The organism is Nocardioides sp. Kera G14, from assembly GCF_020715565.1.
Classification (GTDB): domain Bacteria; phylum Actinomycetota; class Actinomycetes; order Propionibacteriales; family Nocardioidaceae; genus Nocardioides.
In genome coordinates this window covers 1,437,296-1,460,803 of sequence record NZ_CP085839.1, presented here as the reverse complement: position 1 = coordinate 1,460,803, position 23,508 = coordinate 1,437,296, and the positions used below count along the sequence as shown (strand labels likewise).

Here is a 23,508-nt window from a genome sequence, read left to right as displayed (position 1 = left end):
CAGGAGCCTCAGTCATGCGTGCCAGCGTAGATGCGCTGGCCTGCAACTCCCGTTTCCCCGACGGCCTTGGCCTTCGCCCCGTCGACCGCCACGGTGAGCGAGCCGTCGGAGGACTGGATCCGCACCGGCGGCGAGACGCGGAGGGTCTTGGACTCCCCGAAGGCGAGGTCGCCGCTGAAGACGACGTTGCCACCGGCGTCGCGCACGACCACCGACGCACCTCCGCTGGCCGCGTTCAGGACGACCGGGACCGCGGGGGCGAGCTTGCCGTAGGGGTTGCTGGTGCCGGCGGATCCGGACGACAGGCCGATGGTCCCCGTCGGCTCCGGGGAGGCGCCGTCGAAGACGAGTCGGGCGATCGACCACAGCAGGACGACCGACATGACCGCAGCGACGAGCACCGACCAGTTCGGGCCCTTGCGGGTCTGGCGCAGCGCGCCGCCGGTGGTGCCGGCGAGGGTGTCGGTCTCGAAGACACGGCGCGGGTCCACCGGGGCGTCGGCGTACAGCTCGTCGTACTTCTCGAGCAGCGGGGTGACGTCGGTGCCGAGGACGCGGGCGAGCGTGCGGAGGTGGCCCCGGGCGTAGAAGTCGCCACCGCAGGCGGCGAAGTCGTCACGCTCGATGCGCTCGAGGATGCGGACCCGGATGCGGCTGCGCTCGGAGACCTGCTCCAGCGAGAGGCCGAGGCGCTCACGTGCGGTGACGAGCACCGGACCGATGACCGGGTCGATCTCGACCTCGGGCTCGTGGAAGCCGTCCTCCTCCAACCCGAACGGCGGGAAGCTGTGCTGCAGCTCCTCGGCCTCGGGGAGGTGGTGGTTCGCGTCGTCGTTGGCGTCGGTGTCGGCGGCGAGCGCGTTGGCACCCATCGTCGTGAACTCACGCGTCAGGTCGCGACTGCCGTCGGCAGTGACAGCCGCCACGGGAGCGCTGCGCAGCGGCGAGGTCGCCCGCGAGGCGAAGAGGGCGGGGCGCTCGGCGGTGGACTCCATCTCGGTGTCGTCCGCGTCCGAATCCGTCGCCGGTACGTCGGCCGACGGGTCGATCTCGACGATGCTGGTGACCCCGCTCGAGAGGTCGGCGAGCCGCGAGGAGAGCGCCGCTCCCCCGTCGCTCACCCGCGTGGTCAGCCCGAGCGGCAGCACGAAGGGGGCGCCGTACAGACGCTCACCGAGGGCGGCCTGACGGCGACCGGCCGGTGAGAGGCCGGCGAGGATGGAGTCCTCGTCGCGCGGGAGCAGCACGAGCTTGCCGTCACGGAGCCAGCTCGCGCGCGGGAGGTGCTCGATCTCGTCGAGCTCGGCCCACGGCAGTCCTGCCCAGACGCGACCCAGGCGCATCCGGACGCCCTGGGCGTCGGCGATGAGAAGCGGCAGGCGGGCGTCCCACGCCGACCACAGCTGGGCAGCCGCGATCAGGAGGAGCACCGCGCCCAGGGTGAGGTCGATGGCACCCTGGGCGCGGACGAGGAAGGCCAGGGCGAGGAGCCCGGCGACGGTACCGACGGCGGCGCTGAGGCGCCCGTTGCGGGTGATCTCGATCATCACTCCCCCTGGATCGTGAAGAGAACGGCGTCGAGCTCGTCGGGCTTGACGAGCACGTCTCGTGCCTTGGAGCCCTCGGAGGGTCCGACGACCCCGCGCGACTCCATGATGTCCATCAGGCGACCGGCCTTGGCGAAGCCGACGCGGAGCTTGCGCTGCAGCATCGAGGTCGAGCCGAACTGCGTGGAGACGACCAGCTCGATCGCCTGGACGACCAGGTCGAGGTCGTCGCCGATGTCGTCGTCGAGCTCCTTCTTGCCGCCCTGCGGGGCGGTGACGTCCTCGCGGTACTCCGGCTCGGCCTGGGTCTTGCAGGCCTTCACGACGGCCTTGATCTCGGCCTCGGAGACCCACGAGCCCTGCACACGGATCGGCTTGGACTGGCCCATCGGCAGGAAGAGCGCGTCACCCTGGCCGACGAGCTTCTCCGCGCCGGGCTGGTCGAGAATGACCCGGCTGTCCGCGAGGCTCGACGTGGCGAACGCGAGACGGGACGGCACGTTGGCCTTGATCAGGCCTGTGACGACGTCCACGGACGGGCGCTGCGTGGCCAGGACGAGATGGATGCCGGCGGCGCGGGCGAGCTGGGTGATGCGGACGACCGAGTCCTCGACGTCGCGCGGGGCGACCATCATCAGGTCGGCGAGCTCGTCGACGATGACCAGCAGGTAGGGGTAGGGCTCGAGCTTGCGCTCACTGCCCAGCGGCACCTCGACCTTGCCGGCGCGGACGGCCTTGTTGAAGTCGTCGATGTGCTTGAAGCCGAAGTTCGCGAGGTCGTCGTACCGCAGGTCCATCTCGCGGCAGACCCACTGCAGCGCCTCCGCGGCCTTCTTCGGGTTCGTGATGATGGGCGTGATCAGGTGCGGAATGCCCTCGTACGCCGTCAGCTCGACCCGCTTCGGGTCGACCATGACCATCCGGACCTCGTCAGGCGTCGAGCGCATCAGGATCGACGTGATCAGGCTGTTGACGAAGGACGACTTACCGGCGCCGGTGGCACCGGCGACGAGGAGGTGCGGCATCTTCGCCATGTTGGCGACGACGAAACCGCCCTCGACGTCCTTGCCGAGGCCCGCGACCATCGGGTGGTGGTCGTTGCGGGCCGTGGTGGACCGGAGCACGTCACCGAGGGTCACGATCTCCTTGTCGGTGTTGGGGATCTCGACACCGACCGCGCTCTTGCCCGGGATCGGGCTGAGGATGCGGACGTCCTCGGAGGCCACCGCGTAGGCGATGTTCTTCTGGACGCCGAGGATCTTCTCGACCTTCACGCCCTGACCGAGCTCGACCTCGTAGCGCGTGACCGTCGGGCCGCGGGTGTAGCCGGTGACCCGTGCGTCGATGTTGAAGTCGTCGAGGACGGTCTGGAGGCGGCCCACGACCGCGTCAGAGGCTGCGGAGCGAGCCTTGTGCGGGCTGCCCTCCTTGAGCATCGTGTCGGCGGGCAGCGTGTAGACGACGTCGCCCGACAGGGGCAGCTGCTCGGACCGGACCGGTGCACCCATCGGGGGCGGCGGCGGGGTGACGAGGTCCGCCCTGCGGCGCTCGACCGTCGGGTCGGGGTCGACGAACGCCGCCGGCTCGACCTCGGTCGGCTCGTCGTCGCCGAAGCCCTCCGGCGCCGGCTCTTCCACGAAGGGGTCGTCGGCGAAGAGATCGTCGATGGTGAGCTTCGGCTCGCGCTTGCGACGCTTCTTCACCTCGCGGTCCTCGAGGACCGGAGTCTCGTAGGCCTCGGGCCCCATGTCCGGGTCGATGAAGGAGTCGCCCATGTCGCCACGCGCGTCGTCCGAAGATCCGTCGTCGCTGTGGTCCTCGCGCGGGCCGAGGATCCGGTCGCGCAGGTGGGCCAGCTTCGCCGGCACCTCGTAGACGGGCGTCGCGGTGATCACGAGGATCCCGAAGAACGCGGCGAGGAGGAGCACCGGGATGACGACGTACGTCGACCGGAGGAGGTCCAGCAGGAGGGCCGAGACGACGTAGCCGATGGCGCCGCCTGCGTCCTGGAGTGCGGCGGCGTTGCCGTTCTGCGGCTGCGGGTTGCCGTTGGCGATGTGCACGATGCCGAGCACGCCGAGGCCGAGCGCGGACCAGCCGACGACCTGGCGCCCGGCAGGACCGGCGCCGATGGGGTCACGCATGGTGCGGGCGCCGACGTAGACGAGGGCGAGCGGGACGAGCCAGCCGACCTTGCCGACCGAGCCGGTCACGAGGGTGCGGACGAAGCCGAGGATGCCGCCCTCGATGCCGAACCAGACGCTCGCCGCGACGACGAGTGCGGCAGCGAGCACCGTCAGACCCAGGCCGTCGCGACGGTGCTCGGGCTCGAGGTCGCGAGCGGTGTGGCCGATCGAGCGTGCGACCGTGCCGATCCCGTGGGCGACCGCCAGCCAGACGGCTGCGAGGCCGCGCGCGACGGCGACGAAGAGGGAGGCGACGGGGCCGCGTCCGGTGCGGACTGCACGCGGCGCCGGCCGCTGGGCGGAGGCCGGACGTCGAGCCGGGGCCTTCTTGGCTGCCGGCTTACGGGCTGGTGTCGGAGTACTGCGGGAACGCGAGGACGCGGGCTTCTTCTTGACAGCCGTGCTTCGCGAGCCCGCCGGGGAAGACGTACGGGTCGCCATACGGCCACCCTATTTCACCAGTCACAACTTTCACATGAGTCACAGGCGCGTGTCGCACCCGACCCCGCTACGCCTCCAGGACCACCGGGACGATCATCGGACGACGGCGGTGAGTGTCGGAGACCCAGCGACCGATCGTGCGCCGGATGATCTGCTGCAGCGCGTAGGTGTCGGTGGTGCCGTCAGCGAGTGCCTCGTTGACCGCCGCGAGGATCTTCGGGCCGATCTCGTCGAACGCGTCCGGCTCCCAGGCGTTGCCCCGGGCCTGGATCTCCGGCCCTGCGGAGACCTTGGAACTGACCGAGTCGACGACCACGATCACGGAGACGAAGCCCTCCTCGCCGAGGATGCGCCGGTCCTTGAGCTCGGTCTCGGTCACGTCGCCGACGGACTGGCCGTCGACGTACACGTAGCCGACCTCGACCTTGCCGACGACCTTCGCCACGCCGTCGACCATGTCGACCACGACGCCGTCGTCGGCGATGACGACGTGCTCGATGCCGACCTGCCGGGCGAGTTCGCCGTTGGCGAGCAGGTGGCGGACCTCGCCGTGGACGGGCATGACGTTCTTCGGTTGGACGATGTTGTAGCAGTAGAGCAGCTCGCCAGCGCTGGCGTGGCCGGAGACGTGAACGAGGGCGTTGCCCTTGTGCACGACCTTGGCGCCGAGGCGGGCCAAGCCGTTGATCACGCGGTAGACGGCGTTCTCGTTGCCGGGGATCAGGCTGCTGGCGAGCAGGACCGTGTCGCCGGGCTCGATGAAGACGAAGTTGTGCGTCTTCTGCGCGATCCGGGACAGGGCGCTCATCGGCTCGCCCTGCGAGCCGGTCGAGATGAGGACCTGCTTCTCGGGCGGGTAGTCGGGCAGGGTCTTGGCTTCGACGAGGACGCCCTCGGGAACGTGGAGGTAGCCCAGCTCGCTGGCGATCTGCATGTTGCGGACCATCGAGCGGCCGACGTACCCGACCTTGCGGCCGTGCTCGGCGGCGGCGTCGAGGATCTGCTGGACGCGGTGGATGTGGGAGGCGAAGCAGGCGACGATGATGCGCTGCTTGGACTCACGGAAGACGGTCTCGATCGCGGGCGTGATCCTCCGCTCGCTGACCGTGAAGCCGGGGACCTCGGCGTTGGTCGAGTCGGTGAGGAAGAGGTCGACCCCCTCGTCGGCCAGCCGCGCGAAGTGGCGGAGGTCGGTGATCCGGCCGTCGAGCGGGAGCTGGTCCATCTTGAAGTCGCCCGTGTGCAGGGCGAGGCCCGCCGGCGTGCGGATGGCGACGGCGAGCGCATCGGGGATGGAGTGGTTGACCGCGATGAACTCGAGCTCGAAGGGGCCGAACGTGATCGTGTCGCCCTCCTTGACCTCGTGCTGGACGGTCTCGCGGAGGCGGTGCTCGCGCAGCTTGCTCGCGGTGAGGGCGAGGGTCAGCTTGGAGCCGACGATCGGGATGTCCTGGCGCTCGCGGAGGAGGTACGGCGTCGCGCCGATGTGGTCCTCGTGACCGTGGGTCAGCACGAGGGCCTCGATGTCGTCCAGGCGGCCGCGGAAGTGCGTCCAGTCCGGGAGGATCAGGTCGACGCCGGGCTGGTGGTCCTCGGGGAAGAGGACGCCGCAGTCCACGGCCAGCAGCCGGCCGTCGTACTCGAAGACGGTCATGTTGCGACCGACCTCGCCGAGACCGCCGAGCGGGATGACGCGCAGGCCACCCTTCGGGAGCGCGGGCGGGTCGCTGAGCTCGGGGTGGAACATCAGAGCAGCCCCGCCGCCGTCAGGCCGGTGCGGAGGGCGGCGTACTCGTCGTCGTCGAGTGGCACGAGCGGGCTTCGGACGTTGCGGTTCTCCAGGACGCCGAGGAGCTGGAGTGCCGCCTTGGCGGTGGTGGCGCCGTAGTTCGGCGCGCCCATGATGGCCGCGAAGGCAGGCTGCAGCTGGGCGTTGATCTTCTGCGCGGTCGCGACGTCGCCGCTGCGGAAGGCCTGGATCATCGCGCGGATCTCATTGCCGGCCGCGTGGCCCACGACGCTCACGACGCCGACGGCGCCGTAGGCGAGGAAGCCGAGCGTGAGCGGGTCGTCACCGGAGTAGACGGTGTAACCGAGCTCGGTCAGGAACACCGCCTGCGTCGGGTCGCCGGCGGCGTCCTTGACGGCCACGATCCGGCCCCAGGTCGCCATCTCGCGATAGACGTCGGGGCCGACCTTGGTCCCGGTGCGGCCGGGGATGTCGTAGAGCATGATCGGCGCCGTCGTGGCGTCGGCGACCTGCTTGAAGTGGTGCAGCAGGCCGGCCTGACCGGGCTTGGAGTAGTACGGCGTCACGAGCAGGAGCCCGTCGGCGCCGTTCGCCTCGGCCTGGGCGGCGAGCTCGAGGGTGGTCTTGGTGTCGTTGGTGCCGATACCGGCGATGAGCTTGACGTCCGGACCGACCGCCTCACGGACGGCCTGGAAGATCTGGCCGTCCTCCTCGATCGTGGTGGTCGGGCTCTCCCCCGTCGTGCCGGAGACGACCAGGCCGTCGTGGCCGTGGTCGATCAGGTGGCGGGCGATCCGCTTGGTCGCCTCGAGGTCGAGCGAGCCGTCGTCATGGAACGCGGTCGCCATCGCCGTCAGGACGGTGCCGAAGGGACCAGTGGTGCTCGTCATGACGGGCAGCCTATCGGCTCAGACCTGCGGCATGACCTCCGCCGCGACGAGTCGGAGGTGGTCGAGATCATGCAGGTCGAGGACCTGGAGATAGAGCCGCTCTGCGCCGATCTCCGCGAACTGCTTGATCTTCGCGATCGCCTCGTCGACCGTGCCGGCGACGCCGTTCTCGCGGAGCTCGTCCTTGTCCCGACCGATCGCGGCGGCGCGGCGCTCGAGCTCGGCCTCGTCGCTGCCGACGCAGAGGACCTGGGCTGCACTGAGGGTGAGCGGCTTCTCGCGGCCGGCCTCCGTGGCCGCTGCCGTGACGCGCTCGAAGAGCGCCTTGGACTGCTCGACGGAGTCGAAGGCGGCGTTGAACTCGGCGGCATACTTCACCGCGAGCGCAGGCGTCCGCTTCTTTCCGGAGCCGCCGATGATGATCGGCAGTTCGGACTGGGCCGGCTTGGTCAGGCCGGGGTTGTCCGCGAGCTGGTAGTGCTCGCCGTCGTGGCTGAAGCCCTCTCCGCTCTTGGTGTTCCACAGTCCGGTGATGATCGCGAGCTGCTCCTCGAGCCGGTCGAAGCGCTCCTTCACGCTGGGGAACGGGATGCCGAAGGCCTCGTGCTCGGCGTCGAACCAGCCGGCCCCCAGGCCGAACTCGACCCGCCCGTTGCTCATCTGGTCGACACCCGCCACCTGGAGCGCGAGGACGGCCGGGTGGCGGAAGGTCGCGCTGGTGACGAGAGTGCCCAGCCGGATCGTGCTCGTGTCGCGGGCCAGTCCGGCCAGCGCCGTCCACGCATCGCTCGGCCCGGGGTCGCCCGTGACATCCCCCATCTTGAGGTAGTGGTCGGAGCGGAAGAAGGCGCCGAAGCCCAGCTTCTCCGCCTCGAGGGCGACCGCGAGGAGGTCGTCGTACGTCGCGCCCTGCTGGGGTTCGGTGAAGATGCGCAGCTCCATGATCAGCAGGCTATCGGGCGGCTCCCCATCGCCGGCCGAGGGACCGCGCTCCGCGGAGCACAGCGTAGAGGAGCGCGAGCAGGGCGAGCCACGGCAGGAGTACGCCGGCCAGCGCGACCGTGTGGTTGACGACCGTGACGAGTGCGTTCCAGCCGTCGCGCAGGCCCCCGTGGAATCCGCCCGGCTGGACGCTCTCGGCACGCTCGCGGGGCGAGATGGTGACGTCGATGGTGGCCAGTGCGACCTGCTCGGAGATCCGGGCCCGCTGCGTCACGAGCTGCTCGAGCTGAGCCTGGCGGTCGGTCAGGGCGCTCTCCGTCCTGATCACGTCGCTCATGACCGCGGCCCGGTCGAGGATCCCCTCGAGGCGGCTGATCGAGATCCGCAGTGCCTTGATCCGCGCGTCGAGGTCGCGCGCCGAGCCGGTGACGTCCTCCTTGTCGATCTCGGTCTCGGACACCGCACCGTAGGTCTCCAACTGGTCGAGCGTCGCAGTCACCTGACTCGCAGGGACCCGCAGGGTGAGGGAGGCGTGGGCATGGGTGTTGCCGGCGTCGTACTGCCTCGAGTCGACCCGGCCGCCCTTGGCCTCGACCCAGGCGGCCAACGAGTCGGAGGTCGCGCGGACGTCGGACACCGTCACGGAGGCCGAGCCGGTCACCACCACGTCGCGGTCGGCGTCCGCGCCGGAGGCGGAGCGCGATGCTTGAGCGGAGGCTTGGGCGGGGACCTGAGCGGGAGCCAGAGCGACCGCACCGCCGGCGGAGTCTGCAGAGGACGAGTCGGCGCTGGACTGGGCGGCCGAGCTGTCCGAGCTCGTGGTCTGCCCACCGGGGAAGCCACCGTTCAGTGCGGCGCCGATCCCGCCCACCATCACGAGGGCGGCAACGCCCCCGGCGAGGACGAGTCGGCTCCGTGTCGTGCGAGCGCGGCGCCGCCTGTCCTCAGCGACGGTGGTCATCACCGCAGAGCGCATCCGGGCGATGCGCTCGTCGTCGAGCAGTTGCGTCATCAGGACTCCCTCAGTGCGTGCAGGTCGGACCGCAGACGGATCCGGACCCGGGAGAGGCGGTTGCGGACCGAGGCGTGGCTGAGGCCGAGCATCTGGGCCGCCGACTCATAGGAGTGGTCGCCTTCGAGACACAGCTCGTAGATCCGGCGATCCGTGGTGGAGAGCCCGGCGACCGCTGCATCGATCCCCTCCTGGATCTCGCGCTGGACCAGAGCGTCGTCAGCTCCCTCACGTGCCCAGCCGCCCTGCTCCACTCCGTCGAGCGTGGTCGAGCGACGCCGCTCGCGCTGCATCCGTCGACCCGCGTTGAGGGCGTGGAAGCGGGCCGTCACCATCAGCCACGGCAGCACCGAGCTGTCGACGACGTGGACGGAGCGCACCTTCTGCCAGAAGGTGAGGAACACCTCCTGGGTCACGTCCTCGGCCAGCATGGCGTCCCGCGTCACGGCGAGCGCCTGCCAGTAGACGGCGCGGACGTGGCGGTCATAGAGCGCACCGAGGGCTGCCTGGTCGCCGCCCGCGGCACGTGACAGCAGGTCGCGATCGTCGGCGGGCGTGGTCATCGCGCCTCCTCTCACCCCTCTATGTCGGGTCCGCTGGGATCGTCTCACCGACGGCCGCCCCTCCCCTAGGTTGTCGACATGACAGGCGCTCCCGAGGACCACCGCTGGCATGCCGTCGAGGCGAACAACCTCGCGTGGTCGCTGATCGAGTCATTCACTCCCGGCGAGGATGAGGAGCCGATGCTGCGGGCCGCGTACGCCGCCGCCTTCCACTGGTCGCGTGCCGCCGGGGCCTCTCCGGTGAATGAGGCGCGTGCACTGCTCCTGCTCGGCCGCGCCCACCTCACCGGCGGCCGCGCGGACGTGGGGCTCTACTACGGCAATCGCTCCTTCGACCTGCTTGCCGAGATCGGGCGGGCAGACTTCGACCTCGCCTATGTCCACGACCTCCGGGCCCGCTGCCTGATGGGGCTCGGGCGTGCGAAGGACGCGGCCGCTGAGCACGAGCTCGCGTACGCCGTCCCCGTCGCTGACGATGCCGACCGCGACATCCTGCTGGCCGACCTGGCGGTTCCGCTTCAGTGACGTACGCGAAGCTCGAGTGTGAGCGGAAGTTCCTCGTCCGTGCCGTTCCGCCGGGCGCGACGCACACGTCGAGGATCGTCGATCGCTATGTCGCCGGCACCCGTCTGCGTCTGCGCGAGATGACGTCGAGCGACGGCACAGTCGTCCGGAAGCTGGGACAGAAGATCCGCCCCGACGGCGACGCGAGCCGTATCGCGCACACGACGATCTACCTCGACGAGGATGAGTGGGCGACTCTGGCGTCGTTGCCCGGGGTGGAGCTGCGCAAGACGCGGCACCACTTCCCTGACGGCCTCGCTGTCGACGAGTTGGCCGACGGCACGTTGCTGGCCGAGGTCGATGGCGGAGATGCGCTGCCGACCAAGGTTCCACCGTCTCTTGACGTCATCCGCGAGGTGACCGGTGACGAGGCCTGGACCGGCGCGGCCATCGCCGCTCGTCTCGCTTGAGATTCACCCGTTTTGCTCCGCCGAGCTGTGATGTCTCAGGACATCGGTGACAGTTCCGCATCAGGACATCAGTAACGGTTGATGTGTCAGGACATCGGTGACTTTCAGCGGTCCCGGCGTGGGCCGCGGGGATGGCCGTTGCCGACGTAGCGGACACCGGGAGCGGGTCGGGTGTGCTCGATGAGGATCTCGCCCTCGAGGTCGGACACGATGATCTTGTCGCCGGGCTGGTCGCCCTCGACGATGATGAGGACACGCTGGCCCGCGCGCCGGAGGTCGACTTTGTAGTTGACCTGGTTGATGGCGAACGTGCCTGCGGTCGTGAGCTTCTTGACCTTTGTGTCGGCGGGAAGATCGGTCGGCACCGGGACCGGCACGCGTGGCGTGCGCGGCACTGGTGTGGGTCGCTGCAGCACGGGCCTTGGGGCTGTCGGACGGGGTGCTTCGGCCTTGGGCGTCGCGTCCCACGCCGTCTGCGGGGTGACGCGGCCGGGCAGGCCTTGGTCGGGCCGCTGGGTGTTGTAGATGTTGTCGAACGCGTCGACCAGGACTTGGAGTTCGGCCAGCGTGGCGGCGAGTGGCTGCTTGTCGAGGTAGCGGAACAGGGTCTGGTGGAAGCGCTCGTTCTTGCCCTGGGTGGTCGGCTTGTAGGGCTTGCCCGTGATCGGCTCGACGCCCAACCGTGAGGCGCGTGCCACGAGTTGGCCGAGAATTCCTCGACGTGACGGGTTGAGCGCGAGCCCGTTGTCCGACAGCAGCCGTTGGGGAACGCCGTGGGCGGCCACGGCCTTGTCGAAGACAGCCACGGCGGCTTGGGCTGTCTCGCTGCCTGCGACATGGGATGCGACCGCGTAGCGGGAGTGGTCGTCGATGAGCTGGAAGATCACACACGTTCGGCCGCCGGTCAGGACGTACTCGGTGGCGTCGAGCTGCCCGCAGGCGTTCGGTGCCGGATAGACGAACCGTCGCCACGCCGAGCGGGGCTTCTTCCGTGGCTCCAGCCGGGCCACGCCTGCCTCGCGGAAGATCCGCGCCAGCGACGCCGTCGACGGCACGACGTCCAGGCCCCTCGCCTTCATCTTGTCGTGCACGCTGATCGGACCATGGTCCAGCCCGGAGGCTTCCAACGCTGCCCGCACAGCGACTGCCTGGGCCTTGACCTCTTCGGTCAGCTTCGATGGGCTCGAGGCCGGCCGCCGCGACCGGGGTTCAAGGACAGCGGCCGGCCCATCGACGACGGCTCGCTCTCGGAGCTCGTAGAACGACTTGCGTGAGAGGCCGTGCTCGGCACAGAACGTCGAGACCGCGCCACGTGGCGCATCATCGGGCCACTGCGCGATCGCGAGACGGACACGGGGATCGATGGGTTCATTGACTGCCACCGCCGCAGCCTCACCGCAGAACTGTCACCACCAAGACCGCCCGAAGTGTCACCGATGTCCTGATGCAGTTCCGTCACCGAAGTCCTGAGACAAGACATTCCCGCACCAAACCCTTGCGTTCGATTGCTCGAACAGATAAGATCGGCGCATGTCGCTAGCTGTAGACGCCGGATCCACCGAGAACATCCTCGGCCCCAGCGTCGGCATGCCCATCGACAACCCCCTCGCCATGATCGCCCTCACCAAACACTCCGCGAACATGGCTGAGATCGCCTCGCTGTTGCACACCATCGACTGGGCCCAGCAGCACACCACCAACGACCAGGCACACGCAGCCTCCGGTGACCGTGTCCACGACATCCCCCTGGCCGGCGAGGGCACACCTTGGATCGACGAATCCGCCCTCATGGAACTCGCCGCCGAGACCGGGATGAGCGAACACCAGGCACGCTCCTGGGTCGGTGACGCCCTCGAACTCCACCACCGGTTGCCGAAGCTCTTCTTCCGGCTCTACGACGAACAACTCCCCGTCTGGAAGGCACGCCTCGTCGCGCAGGCCTCCCGCGTCCTCACGGTTGAGGGTGCCGCGTGGCTCGACAAAGAACTGCACATGCGCTTCGAGAAGATCGGCCCCACCGCACTCAAGCGGTTCATCGCCCACGCCATCGACAGGTTCGACCCCGACGAAGCAGCACGCCGAGCCGAAGCAGCAGCCGACGCACGCAAGATCGACCTCTGCCCCCAGGACGACGGCACCGACGACCTCTACGGCAAGACCGACCACGCCGACGGCCTCGACCTCGAAGCAGCAATCCAGAAGGCCGCCGCCGACCTCAAGGAGCAAGGCTCCGACGAGTCGTTAGACGTCCGCCGCTCGAAGGCACTCGGTGTGATCGCCCGCCACTACCTCGCAGGCACGACGGCCGGTGCCGTCACGCGCGTGGTGAACCTCTACGTCCACGCCGACAGCGAGGGGCAGTTCACCACCGAAGGCGGCACCGGCCTCACCACCCTCACCCAGCTCCGCGAGTGGTCCCAGACCTCGAACACCAAGTTCATCCTCCGCCCGGTCATCGACCTCAACCAGCGGCTCCACCGCACCGGCTACGTCCCCTCAGTCGAGATGCGGGAACAAGCCATCCTGACCGACAAGACCTGCGTAGCCCCCAACTGCGAACGCAACGCCCGAACCGCCGACCTCGACCACATCGAGCCCTACGACAAAGACCATCCCGACCGCGGCGGACCCACCAGCAGCGACAACCTCGCCTGCCTGTGCAGGTACCACCACCGGATGAAGACCTTCACCCACTGGACCTACACCAAACTCGAACCCGGCTACTACCTCTGGCGAAGCCCAGCCGGCAAGCACCACCTCCGCACGCCCAGCGGCACCATCAAGCTCGGGTGAGCCAGATGCGGGTCCAGCGTTCGGCGGGCTCGCGGAGCGTCTCGAGCCACTCGCTCTCGTCGTACGGCGGGTAGAGGACGTCGCCCTCGGGGGCGACGTCGACCATCGTCAGCACCTGCTCGGTGGCGTAAGGAAACGCGGAGGCGAAGACCTGCGCGCCCCCGATGACCATGGTGTCGCCGGGCAGTCCCGCAGAGGTCGAGAGCGCAGACTCGATCGAGTGCGCGACCTCGACACCGTCGAACGACCACGACGGGTCCCGCGTCACGACCACGGTGGTCCGGCCCGGCAGGGGGCGGCCGATCGACTCGAAGGTCGTGCGGCCCATGACGAGGGTGTGACCCATCGTCAGCTCCTTGAACTGAGCCTGCTCACCGGGGATCTTCCACGGGATGTCGGGGCCGTTGCCGATCACGCCGTTCTGCGCGATGGCGCAGACGAAGACGACACGCCCGTAGTCCGGAGCCTCAGACACTGATCGGCGCCTTGATCGCCGGCCACGGGTCGTAGGCCTCGACGGCGATGTCCTCGAGCTCGAAGGCGTCGATCTCGGTGATGGCGGGGTTGAGCACGAGGGTGGGCAGCTGCCGCGGCTCACGCTGGAGCTGCTCGTGCGCCTGGTCGAGGTGGTTGAGGTAGAGGTGCGCGTCGCCGAGCGTATGCACGAAGTCACCGACACCGAGCCCACAGACCTGGGCGATCATGTGCGTGAGCAGGGCGTACGACGCGATGTTGAACGGCACACCGAGGAAGACGTCCGCCGAGCGCTGGTAGAGCTGGCACGAGAGCCGGCCATTGGCGACGTAGAACTGGAAGAGCGAGTGACACGGCGGCAGCGCCATGTTGTCGACCTCGGCAGGGTTCCATGCCGTGACGATGTGGCGCCGCGAGTCGGGGTTCGTGCGGATCTGCTCGATGACCGCGGCGAGCTGGTCGATCTGCTCGCCCGAGGGCGCCGGCCACGTACGCCACTGCGCGCCGTAGACGGGACCGAGGTCGCCGTTCTCATCGGCCCACTCGTCCCAGATCGAGATGCCGCGCTCCTGCAGCCACTTCACGTTTGTCTCGCCGCGGAGGAACCACAGCAGTTCACCGAAGACCGAGCGGGTGTGCACCTTCTTCGTCGTCACGAGCGGAAAGCCCTCGTTGAGGTCGAAGCGCATCTGGTGCCCGAAGACCGACAGGGTCCCGGTCCCGGTGCGGTCGGACTTCTCGACGCCTTCATCGAGAATCCGCTGGACGAGGTCGAGGTATTGCCGCACCGGCCCAGCGTACGGCTACAGCGTCACGGTCCCGACGATCGTGGTGAACGTGTCGCCGCCGACCCAGATGACACCCTCGTCGTCGGTGTCGATCCGAACCCGGCCGAGTCGGTTGAGGAGCGTGCCCTGCGAGGCGACGTACGACGACGGCAACCGCCCCGTGCCGGTGAGCCAGGTCGCGACGCCGGCGTTGAAGGATCCGGTGACCGGATCCTCGGTCAGGCCCTTGTTGTGGAAGAAGACGCGGACCTCGACGGCGGTGTCCGATCCCTCCGGCCACGGCCCGACGATGCCGATGCCGTAGAGGTCGCCGAAGGCGATCGGGTCCGGGTCGACGGCGAGGACGGACTCGGCGGAGTCCAGCAGGACGGCGATGAAACTCGGCCCGTTGGAGACCCAGTTGCTGTCGACGATGCGCTCGGCGGGCACGCGCAGTGCGAGCGCCGCCTTGGCCCGCTCGAAGCTGCTCAGCGGCCCGGAGCGGATCAGGGGCGGCGCGGCGAACGCGAGCCCGTCACGGTGGTGCAGCTCCACCAGCCCCACGCCGCACTCCTGGATGAGCAGGTCGCCGGCCGGGCGGCCGCCGCTCTCGAGCCACGCATGCGCGCTGCCGAGCGTCGGGTGGCCCGCGAACGGCAGCTCCTCCGAGCCCGTGAAGATCCGGACCCGGTAGTCGGCACGAGGGTCGCTCGGCTGCAGCAGGAACGTCGTCTCCGAGAGGTTCGTCCAGGCGGCGAACGTCTGCATCTGCTCAGTCGTCAGCTCGTCCGCGTCATGGACCACCGCGACCGGGTTGCCGCACAACGGAGTCGAGGAGAAGACGTCGACCTGGCGGAAGGGGAGGTCCATGAGCCGGCTCAGATCGGCCCGCGGACGAAGTACCAGACGAAGACCGCAGCGACGAGGGCGAGCAGCGGGTGGATCGTGCGCCAGCGACCGCGGGCGAGGGCAATGAGAACGTAGAGGATCATGCCCGCTCCGACGCCGTTCGCGATCGAGTAGGTGAACGGCATCAGGGCGAGCGTGGCGAAGGCCGGGACGCCGACACCGACGTCCTGCCAGTCGATGGCGGCCACTTGGGCGATCATCAGTGAGCCGACGACAACGAGCGCCGGGCCGGTCGCGGCCGACGGGATCATCGTGGCCAGCGGGGCGAAGAACATCGCCAGCAGGAAGAGCACACCGGTGACGATGTTCGCCAGGCCGGTGCGACCGCCCTGGGCCGCGCCTGCCGTGCTCTCGACGAAGATCGTGTTCGAGGACGCCGAGGCGCCACCACCGGCGATCGCACCGGCCGACTCGACCAGCAGGACGCGGCGCATCTGCGGCAGCTGGCCGGCCTCGTCGGTCAGCCGAGCCTCACGGCCGATGGCCAGCGCTGTGCCCATCGCGTCGAAGAAGTTGGCCATCAGCACCGTGACGATCAGGGCCAGCGCAGCGCCCACGCCGACGACGTCGAAGACGTTGAAGTTGATGTCGCCCACGAGGGAGAAGTCCGGCGCCGCGGCCGGAGCGTCCGGCAGTACGGCGCCCGCGACCGGAGTGCCGTCAGCGGCCGCGTTCACGACCAGTCCGACGACTGTCGCGGCCACGATGCCGATGAGCAGCGCACCCGGAACCCGCCACGCCATCAGGACCGCCATCACCGCGAGGGCGACGATGAAGACGACGGTGTTCCAGGACGAGAAGCCAGAGGAGAGAGCGACGATCGTGCCGCCGTCCTTGGGGTGCTCGACGATGCCGCCGTCGACGAGACCGATCAGCGCGATGAAGAGGCCGATGCCGCCGGCGATGGCCCGCTTGAGCGCATCCGGGATCGCGTCCATGATCGCCTCGCGCAGTCCGACGAGGACCAGCACGAGCATCACGACGCCCTCGATGACGATGACGCCCATCGCCTCGGGCCAGGTCAGGCCCCGGCCGCCGACGAGCGTGTAGGCCACGAAGGCGTTGACACCGAGCCCCGCGGCCAGTGCCATCGGGACGTTCGCGATCAGGCCCATCGCGATCGTCAGCACACCGGCGACGAGCGCGGTGACCGTGACGAGCTGGGTGTGGTCGAGCGTGGTGCCGGCCGAGTCGGGCAGGGCGCCGAGGATGCTCGGGTTGACCACGAGGATGTAGGCCATCGTGGCGAACGTGACGACGCCCGCGATGACCTCCGTCCCGATGGTGCTGCCTCGGTCTGTAACGCGGAAGAAACGATCCATGCTCAGTTGGTATCCAGCCGCATGGGGCCGTAGACCTGCCGGTCGAGCTCGAAGAGCGTGACGGCGACGACGCCCTGCTCGGCGAGCTCGCGCCAGAACTCCCCGACCCAGGACTCGGCATCGCCCTGCGAGGCGAAGTGCTGGTCGGCGTACTCCTCGGAAACGGGGACGACCGTTCCGGAGGTGTCTTCGAGGCGCCATGTCCAGGCGCCGTTGGTCTCGCTCATCATGCCTCCCGCACGTGGGACTCGACGAAGGGCGGCTTCGTCACCTGGAAGATCTCGCGTCGACCGCGGACGTCCACGGTGATCTGGGCCTCGGGGTTCACCACGGTCGAGACGAGCGCCATGCCGATCCCCTTCTTGAGTGTGGGCGAGAAGGTGCCGGAGGTGACCTCGCCGACGGCGACGTGCTCGGAGAGGAAGGCCTGCTGGTGGGACCGCGGGATGCCGCGGCCGACCGCGACGATGCCTCGCAGGACGCGCTTAGGGCCGGCCTCCTTCTCCGTGACGACGACCGAGCGGCCCCAGAAGGCCGGCTTCTTCCAGCCGACCGCCCAGCCGATGCCGCCCTCGTTGGGCGTGGTGTCCAGCGAGATGTCCTGGCCGTGCAGCGGGTAGCCCATCTCGGTGCGCAGCGTGTCGCGCGAGCCGAGCCCGCAGGCCAGCAGGCCGAACTCCGCGCCCGCAGCCACGATCCTGTCCCACAGTTCAGCGGCGATCTCGTTCTTCGCGATGAGCTCGTAGCCGCGCTCGCCGGTGTAGCCGGTCCGGCATACGACGACCTCGAGCTCGCCGGCGGCTCCCTCGAAGGGCGCCTCCACGAACGACATGTAGTCGTGACCGACCGGAAAGCCGATCGCCGCGAGCGTCTCGTCGGACTTCGGTCCCTGGACCGCGATGACGGCGTAGTCCTGGTGGAGGTTCCTGACCGTGATGCCCTCATGCGCAGCCTCGGCGAGGCGGCGTACGACCTCGGTCGTGTTGGCGGCGTTGGGGACGAGGAGGATGTGCTCCTCGTCGTGGAAGTAGACGATCAGGTCGTCCACGATGCCGCCGGTCGCGTCGTCCAGGCAGAGCGTGTACTGCGCCTGGCCGGGACTGATCCGACGCAGGTCGTTGGAGAGCGTGCTGTTGACGAAGTCAGCGGCGCCGGGGCCGGTCACCATCGCCTTGCCGAGGTGGCTGACGTCGAAGATCCCGACCGCCTCGCGGACGGCCGTGTGCTCCTTGATCACGCCGGCGCCGGCGTACTCGATGGGCATCTCCCAGCCACCGAACTCGGCGAACTTCGCCCCCAGGGCGACATGGCGATCGTGGAGCGGCGACTGCAGCAGCATGGCGCGAACCTATCCGAATCCGCGGCCAGTAGCCTTGCCCGGGTGACCTACGCATTGCGCAATGCCAGTCCCGCCAAGACCCGCGCCGAGGCCGTGGTCGTCGGAGTGCTCCAGGGCAAGAAGGGTCCCGAACTCGCGCCCGGCGCCGAGGACGTCACCGCGGCCTTCGGCCGCAAACTGCGCCCGCTCCTGGCCACCCTCGGCGTCAGCGGCAAGGCCGGCGAGGTCACCCGCATCCCGGTCGGCGATGAGCTCTCGACGTCCCTGCTGGTCGTGGTCGGTCTCGGCAAGGAGGCCGACGCCGCCTCCGTACGTCGTGCTGCCGGTGCCGCGGCCCGCGCAGTCCCCAACGCCACCTCCGTCGCCCTCGCACTGCCGGCCGACTCGGCCCAGCTCGTGAGCGCGATCGTCGAGGGTCACCTTCTGGGCGGCTACTCCTTCACGACGTACAAGAAGGGCAACGAGAGCGAGGGCGGCCCCGCCACCGTGACCCTTCTGTCCAGCGCCGCACGCAGGCCCGAGGTGCAGCAGGCGTTCGACGACGCCCAGGTCATCGCGGCCGCCGTCGCCACCGTGCGCGACTGGGTCAACACGCCTCCTGCCGACCTCACACCGCCGGTCTTCGCCGAGAAGGTCGTCGCGGCCGCGCGTGGAATCAGACGAGTGAAGGTCACCGTCCACGACGAGAACGCCTTGGCCGAGATCGGCTGCGGCGGCATCCTCGGCGTCGGCAACGGCTCGGACGCGCCACCGCGCCTGGTCGAGCTCGTCTACTCCCCCGCCAAGCCGGTGGCCCACCTCGCGCTCGTCGGGAAGGGCATCACCTTCGACACCGGCGGTTACACGATCAAGCCCGGCAGTGGCATGAGCACGATGAAGTCCGACATGGCCGGTGCCGCCACCGTCGTGCAGGCCCTGCTCGTCATCGCCCAGCTCGAACTCCCGGTCAAGGTCAGCGTCTTCGCGCCGATGGCCGAGAACATGGTCTCCGGTCAGGCGATGCGCCCCGGTGACATCCTGCGGATCTACGGCGGCACCACCGTCGAGGTCTCCAACACCGACGCCGAGGGCCGGCTCATCCTCGCCGACGCACTCGTCCGGGCCACGGAGGTGCAGCCCGACGTCATCCTCGACGTGGCCACGCTGACCGGCGCGATGGTCGTCGCGCTCGGCGATCGGATCACCGGCGTGATGGGCGTCGAGGAGGTCGTCGCCGAGGTGCTTTCGGCCGCCGAGGGGGCCGGCGAGGACATGTGGCCGATGCCGATCCCAGAGGCGATCGTCGAGCGCGTGCACTCCAGCAAGGTCGCCGATCTCGCGCAGCACGACTGGATCCGCTGGGGCGGCGGGCTCTACGCCGCCGCCTTCCTGCAGGAGTTCACGGCCGGCATGCCGTGGGCCCATCTGGACATCGCCGGACCTTCCTGGCATGGCGGCGCTCCGTCGGGGCACCTCCTTCCCGGAGGCACCGGAGCAGCGCTGGCGACACTCGTCGAGTTCGCCCGAAATTCCGCTCTCCGGAACGCCTGACAACACCCAGAACCCGCATCGCTACTGATAGAGCAGTGGTGCAAAGATTGACCCGGACGCACCACCCCGCGAACTGAAGGAACTCCATGGCCACCGAAGTCACCCTCCCGGCACTCGGCGAATCTGTCACCGAAGGCACCGTCACCCGATGGCTCAAGCAGGTGGGCGACACCGTTGCAGTCGATGAGGCTCTGCTCGAGGTCTCGACCGACAAGGTCGACACCGAGATCCCCTCGCCCGTGGCCGGTGTGATCCTGGAGATCCGCGCCGCCGAGGACGACACCGTCGAGGTCGGTGCCGTCCTCGCCGTCATCGGCGCCGACGACGAGGCTTCCGCTGCTCCGGCCGAGGCGCCCGCCGCCCCCGCTCAGGAGGAGGCTGCCCCGGCCGCCGAGGCCGAGCCGACGCCGTCCGCTCCCGAGGAGCCGTCCGCTCCGGCGGCTCCCGCCACCTCCGGAGGTACGTCGGGCACCGACGTCACGCTCCCCGCGCTCGGCGAGTCCGTCACCGAGGGCACCGTCACCCGCTGGCTCAAGCAGGTCGGTGACTCCGTCGCCGTCGACGAGGCGCTCCTCGAGGTCTCGACCGACAAGGTCGACACCGAGATCCCCTCGCCGGTCGCCGGCACGCTGCTCGAGATCAAGGTCGCCGAGGACGAGACCGTCGAGGTCGGCGCCGTCCTCGCCGTCGTCGGTGACTCGTCCGCCGCCGCGGCTCCTGCCGCTCCTGCGGCCCCCGCTGCCCCTGAGGCTCCGGCCGCTCCCGCTGCCCCTGAACCGACTGCCGCGCCCGCCACTCCCGAGCCGGCTGCGCCCGAGGCTCCTGCTGCTCCGACGGCCGCTCCCACGCCGGCTCCAGCGGCTCCCGCCTCCTCGGGCGGCGACGCCCCGGGCTACGTCACCCCGCTCGTCCGCAAGCTCGCCGCCGAGCACGGCGTCGACCTCGCGTCGGTGAAGGGCACCGGCGTCGGTGGCCGGATCCGCAAGGAGGACGTCCTCGAGGCCGCCAAGCCCGCCCCGGCTCCCGAGGCTCCTGCCGCCGCGCCCGTGGCCGCTGCTCCGTCCTCGCCGTCCGACAAGGCCGCGCCGGCTGTCACGCCGTCGCCGCTGCGTGGCACGACGGAGCCGCTCTCCCGCCTGCGCAAGGTCATCGCCGAGCGCATGGTCGGCTCTCTGCAGACGTCGGCCCAGCTCACGCAGGTGATGGAGGTGGACGTCACCAACATCGCCCGTCTCCGCGACGCGAAGAAGGGTGCCTTCCAGGCCGCCGAGGGCGTCAAGCTCACCTACCTGCCGTTCTTCGCCAAGGCCGCGATCGACACCCTCAAGGCCCACCCGAAGCTCAACGCCAACATCGACACCGAGGCGGGCACGGTCACCTACTTCGACCGCGAGAACATCGCCTTCGCCGTGGACACCGAGCGCGGCCTGCTCACGCCGGTCGTCAAGGACGCCGGTGACCTCTCGATCGCCGGTCTCGCCAAGAAGATCGCCGACGTCGCCGAGCGCACCCGCACCAACAAGATCAAGCCCGACGAGCTCTCCGGCGGCACCTTCACGATCACCAACCTCGGCTCGTTCGGCGCGCTCTTCGACACGCCGATCATCAACCAGCCGCAGGTCGCCATCCTCGGTCCGGGTGCCGTCGTGAAGCGCCCGGTCGTCATCGACGACGCCGAGCTCGGCGAGACGATCGCGATCCGCTACATGGTCAACATCGCGCTCACCTACGACCACCGGCTGGTGGACGGCGCCGACGCCGGTCGCTTCCTCCAGGACGTGAAGAAGCGCCTCGAGGCCGGAGTCTTCGACGTCTGAGTCGATGGCCTAGGCCGGCCTGACCGACTGCATCCGCCAGGTGCCGTCCTGCTCGCGCAGCTCCAACACGCGAGTCCGGACGGCACCTGGCGGCATTTCGGTCTCGTCCCCCGGACCGACGACGTCGGCCCCCGAGACCCGGTCGGTGACCTTCAGTCGCCACCAACCCGCTCCGTGATCGAGCACCGCGAGCGAGAGCACCTGCATCGAGAGACCCTCGACCCTGAGCCCGCGCGCGGCCCATCGAGCGAGCATCGTGACATCGGCCCGGCCGGCCGAGACGCCGTCGGCGTACAGGTTCCGGAGGGCGGCGGCGTCGCCCATCGCCCAGGCCTCGGAACGCTCGCGGTCCCACAGCCGCAGGATCTGCGCCGCCGCCCTCTCCGGTCGTACGACGGCCGGCGGCTGCCCGACCTCGGCCGGGCGTGAGGACGGCGACGGCCAGAGCAGCACCACGCCCAGTCCGATCACCGCTCCCAGCGCCAGCATCGGCCACATCCGAACCCGAGTCATGCGCCAGTTCTACGCTGCGGAAGCTGATCGCCGCCTGCGTTATCCACAGGCGTAGATTGAGCACGTGACGAAGCTGCGGTTCGACGAGATCGGGACGATCGACTATCTCGAGGCGTGGGAACTGCAGAAGCAGGTGCATGAGCGCGTCGTCGCCCTCGAGCAGGACGACACCGTGCTGCTGCTCGAGCACCCGCCGGTCTACACCGCAGGAAAGCGCACCGACCCGCACGAGCGACCGCTCGACTCCGGCGGCGCGCCGGTCATCGACGTCGACCGCGGCGGCAAGATCACCTTCCACGGCCCGGGACAGCTCGTGGCCTACCCGATCGTGCACCTGCCCGAGCACGTGAAGGTCGTCGACTTCGTGCGTCGCCTCGAGGAGGCGATGATCCGCACCTGTGCCCGCTTCGGCGTGACCACCGCGCGGGTCCCCGGCCGCTCCGGCGTCTGGCTCCGCGAGGACGAGAAGGGCCCCGAGCGCAAGGTCGCCGCGATCGGCCTGCGCGTCAGCCAGGGCGTGACGATGCACGGCATCGCCCTCAACTGCGACGTGGATCTGGCGTGGTACGACCGCTTCGTGCCGTGCGGCATCGCCGATGCCGGCGTCACCACGCTGAGCGCCGAGGCCGGGCGCGACCTCACCGTCGCCGACGTACAGCCGGTGCTCGTCGAGGAGTTCCAGCGCTACCTGGCGTGGGAGCCGTACGAGGCGACGCCGGACTACGCCCCGAAGCCCGAGCCCAAGCACGCTCCCCGAATCCAGCTCCTCACTCCGGCGAACGTAGGCTGATCCCTGTGACGATTGCTCCTGAGGGCCGCAAGATGCTCCGACTCGAGGTCCGCAATGCCGAGACCCCGATCGAGAAGAAGCCCGAGTGGATCAAGACCCGGGCGAAGATGGGTCCGGAGTACACCGCGCTGCAGAAGCTGGTGAAGTCCGAGGGGCTCCACACGGTCTGCCAGGAGGCGGGCTGCCCCAACATCTTCGAGTGCTGGGAGGACAAGGAGGCCACCTTCCTCATCGGTGGCGACCAGTGCACCCGGCGCTGTGACTTCTGCCAGATCGACACGGGCAAGCCGTCGCCGCTGGACCGCGATGAGCCGCGCCGCGTGGCCGAGTCCGTCCAGACCATGGGCCTGAAGTACGCCACCATCACCGGCGTCGCCCGCGACGACCTCCCCGACGAGGGTGCCTGGCTGTACGCCGAGACCGTCCGTGCCATCCACGAGCTCAACCCCGGCACGGGCGTCGAGAACCTCATCCCCGACTTCCACGCCAACCCGACGCTGCTCGCCGAGGTCTTCGAGGCCCGGCCCGAGGTGCTCGCGCACAACCTCGAGACCGTCCCGCGGATCTTCAAGCGGATCCGCCCGGCGTTCCGCTACGAGCGCTCGCTCGACGTGATCACGCAGGCCCGTGCCTTCGGCCTGGTCACGAAGTCCAACCTCATCCTCGGCATGGGCGAGACCCGCGAGGAGGTCTCGTCCGCGCTGCAGGACCTGTACGACGCCGGCTGCGAGATCGTCACGATCACGCAGTACCTCCGCCCGAGCGTCCGCCACCACCCGATCGAGCGCTGGGTGAAGCCCGAGGAGTTCGTCGAGCTCCAGGCCGAGGCCGAGGAGATCGGCTTCGCCGGCGTGCTGTCGGGGCCGTTGGTCCGTTCGTCCTACCGCGCCGGCCGCCTGTATCGTCAGGCGCTCGACGCCCGCGTCTCCTGATCAATCCTGACTGTTAG

21 protein-coding genes and 1 pseudogene are annotated in these 23,508 nt (G+C 69.5%); 7 read left to right on the top strand and 15 right to left on the bottom strand.

The features are described 5' to 3' along the window. Positions 1-8: 8 nt before the first annotated feature. From LH076_RS07200 to LH076_RS07170, 7 genes are all read right to left on the bottom strand, one after another. Positions 9-1,547 (bottom strand): helix-turn-helix domain-containing protein, encoded by a 1,539-nt coding sequence (locus LH076_RS07200; protein WP_227783304.1) that lies wholly within the window; start codon positions 1,545-1,547, stop codon positions 9-11. After that, positions 1,547-4,174, bottom strand: coding sequence for an FtsK/SpoIIIE family DNA translocase (locus LH076_RS07195; RefSeq protein ID WP_227783303.1), 2,628 nt, complete (start codon positions 4,172-4,174; stop codon positions 1,547-1,549). Before LH076_RS07195 ends, LH076_RS07200 begins: the two co-directional genes overlap by 1 nt. A gap of 67 nt (positions 4,175-4,241) precedes the next feature. Next, positions 4,242-5,921, bottom strand: coding sequence for a ribonuclease J (locus LH076_RS07190; protein ID WP_227783302.1), 1,680 nt, complete (start codon positions 5,919-5,921; stop codon positions 4,242-4,244). Beyond that, positions 5,921-6,814, bottom strand: a complete 894-nt coding sequence (dapA, locus tag LH076_RS07185) for a 4-hydroxy-tetrahydrodipicolinate synthase (RefSeq protein ID WP_227783301.1) — start codon at positions 6,812-6,814, stop codon at positions 5,921-5,923. The genes LH076_RS07190 and dapA overlap by 1 nt, the downstream gene beginning before the upstream one ends. A gap of 18 nt (positions 6,815-6,832) precedes the next feature. Beyond that, on the bottom strand, positions 6,833-7,756 hold the full coding sequence (locus tag LH076_RS07180) for an LLM class F420-dependent oxidoreductase (RefSeq protein ID WP_227783300.1): 924 nt from the start codon (positions 7,754-7,756) through the stop codon (positions 6,833-6,835). 10 nt (positions 7,757-7,766) lie between these two features. After that, positions 7,767-8,768 (bottom strand): DUF4349 domain-containing protein, encoded by a 1,002-nt coding sequence (locus LH076_RS07175; protein ID WP_227783299.1) that lies wholly within the window; start codon positions 8,766-8,768, stop codon positions 7,767-7,769. Then, a complete protein-coding gene (locus LH076_RS07170) occupies positions 8,768-9,331 on the bottom strand; it encodes an RNA polymerase sigma factor (RefSeq protein WP_227783298.1) in 564 nt (187 codons plus the stop codon). Before LH076_RS07170 ends, LH076_RS07175 begins: the two co-directional genes overlap by 1 nt. Positions 9,332-9,409: 78 nt before the next feature. Between LH076_RS07170 and LH076_RS07165 the strand changes: the two genes are divergently transcribed. Next, a complete protein-coding gene (locus LH076_RS07165) occupies positions 9,410-9,856 on the top strand; it encodes a hypothetical protein (RefSeq protein ID WP_227783297.1) in 447 nt (148 codons plus the stop codon). Next, positions 9,853-10,305, top strand: a complete 453-nt coding sequence (locus LH076_RS07160; RefSeq protein ID WP_227783296.1) for a hypothetical protein — start codon at positions 9,853-9,855, stop codon at positions 10,303-10,305. Before LH076_RS07165 ends, LH076_RS07160 begins: the two co-directional genes overlap by 4 nt. A gap of 60 nt (positions 10,306-10,365) precedes the next feature. On the opposite strand, the pseudogene LH076_RS07155 reads toward LH076_RS07160, so the two are convergent. Next, a pseudogene (locus LH076_RS07155) lies at positions 10,366-11,645 on the bottom strand (integrase core domain-containing protein). Between the two features lie 190 nt (positions 11,646-11,835). On the opposite strand from LH076_RS07155, the gene LH076_RS07150 reads away from it, so the two are divergent. Further along, complete coding sequence (locus LH076_RS07150) at positions 11,836-13,098, top strand: HNH endonuclease signature motif containing protein (protein ID WP_227783295.1); 1,263 nt, start codon at positions 11,836-11,838, stop codon at positions 13,096-13,098. Here LH076_RS07150 and LH076_RS07145 read toward each other — a convergent pair. The 6 genes from LH076_RS07145 to gcvT are packed head-to-tail and all read right to left on the bottom strand — an operon-like array spanning position 13,085 to position 17,909. Further along, a complete protein-coding gene (locus tag LH076_RS07145) occupies positions 13,085-13,573 on the bottom strand; it encodes a dihydrofolate reductase (protein WP_227783294.1) in 489 nt (162 codons plus the stop codon). The genes LH076_RS07150 and LH076_RS07145 overlap by 14 nt on opposite strands. Next, the gene (locus LH076_RS07140; protein WP_227783293.1) at positions 13,566-14,360 is read right to left on the bottom strand and encodes a thymidylate synthase; all 795 of its coding nucleotides are present in this window, start codon (positions 14,358-14,360) and stop codon (positions 13,566-13,568) included. The genes LH076_RS07145 and LH076_RS07140 overlap by 8 nt, the downstream gene beginning before the upstream one ends. A gap of 15 nt (positions 14,361-14,375) precedes the next feature. After that, entirely contained in the window at positions 14,376-15,209 is an 834-nt protein-coding gene (locus LH076_RS07135; RefSeq protein ID WP_227783292.1) for a PhzF family phenazine biosynthesis protein, read from the bottom strand. Between the two features lie 8 nt (positions 15,210-15,217). Continuing rightward, positions 15,218-16,570, bottom strand: coding sequence for an NCS2 family permease (locus tag LH076_RS07130; RefSeq protein WP_227783291.1), 1,353 nt, complete (start codon positions 16,568-16,570; stop codon positions 15,218-15,220). A 2-nt stretch (positions 16,571-16,572) separates the two neighbouring features. Further along, on the bottom strand, positions 16,573-16,797 hold the full coding sequence (locus LH076_RS07125) for a hypothetical protein (protein ID WP_227783290.1): 225 nt from the start codon (positions 16,795-16,797) through the stop codon (positions 16,573-16,575). Continuing rightward, on the bottom strand, positions 16,797-17,909 hold the full coding sequence (gene gcvT / locus LH076_RS07120) for a glycine cleavage system aminomethyltransferase GcvT (RefSeq protein WP_227783289.1): 1,113 nt from the start codon (positions 17,907-17,909) through the stop codon (positions 16,797-16,799). Before gcvT ends, LH076_RS07125 begins: the two co-directional genes overlap by 1 nt. Positions 17,910-17,951: 42 nt before the next feature. Between gcvT and LH076_RS07115 the strand changes: the two genes are divergently transcribed. Together LH076_RS07115 and sucB are read left to right on the top strand one after the other, a co-directional pair. Then, positions 17,952-19,439, top strand: coding sequence for a leucyl aminopeptidase (locus tag LH076_RS07115; RefSeq protein ID WP_227783288.1), 1,488 nt, complete (start codon positions 17,952-17,954; stop codon positions 19,437-19,439). An 86-nt stretch (positions 19,440-19,525) separates the two neighbouring features. Continuing rightward, on the top strand, positions 19,526-21,256 hold the full coding sequence (gene sucB, locus LH076_RS07110) for a 2-oxoglutarate dehydrogenase, E2 component, dihydrolipoamide succinyltransferase (RefSeq protein ID WP_227783287.1): 1,731 nt from the start codon (positions 19,526-19,528) through the stop codon (positions 21,254-21,256). A 9-nt stretch (positions 21,257-21,265) separates the two neighbouring features. Here the strand turns inward: sucB and LH076_RS07105 are convergent, their stop codons facing one another. Beyond that, positions 21,266-21,769: a hypothetical protein gene (locus LH076_RS07105; protein WP_227783286.1), complete on the bottom strand. Its 504-nt coding sequence runs from the start codon at positions 21,767-21,769 to the stop codon at positions 21,266-21,268. A gap of 64 nt (positions 21,770-21,833) precedes the next feature. Here LH076_RS07105 and lipB point away from each other — a divergent pair, with 64 nt between their 5' ends. Then, entirely contained in the window at positions 21,834-22,559 is a 726-nt protein-coding gene (lipB, locus tag LH076_RS07100) for a lipoyl(octanoyl) transferase LipB (protein ID WP_227783285.1), read from the top strand. Between the two features lie 32 nt (positions 22,560-22,591). Continuing rightward, a complete protein-coding gene (gene lipA / locus LH076_RS07095; RefSeq protein WP_227783592.1) occupies positions 22,592-23,491 on the top strand; it encodes a lipoyl synthase in 900 nt (299 codons plus the stop codon). The last annotated feature ends 17 nt before the right edge of the window (positions 23,492-23,508 follow it).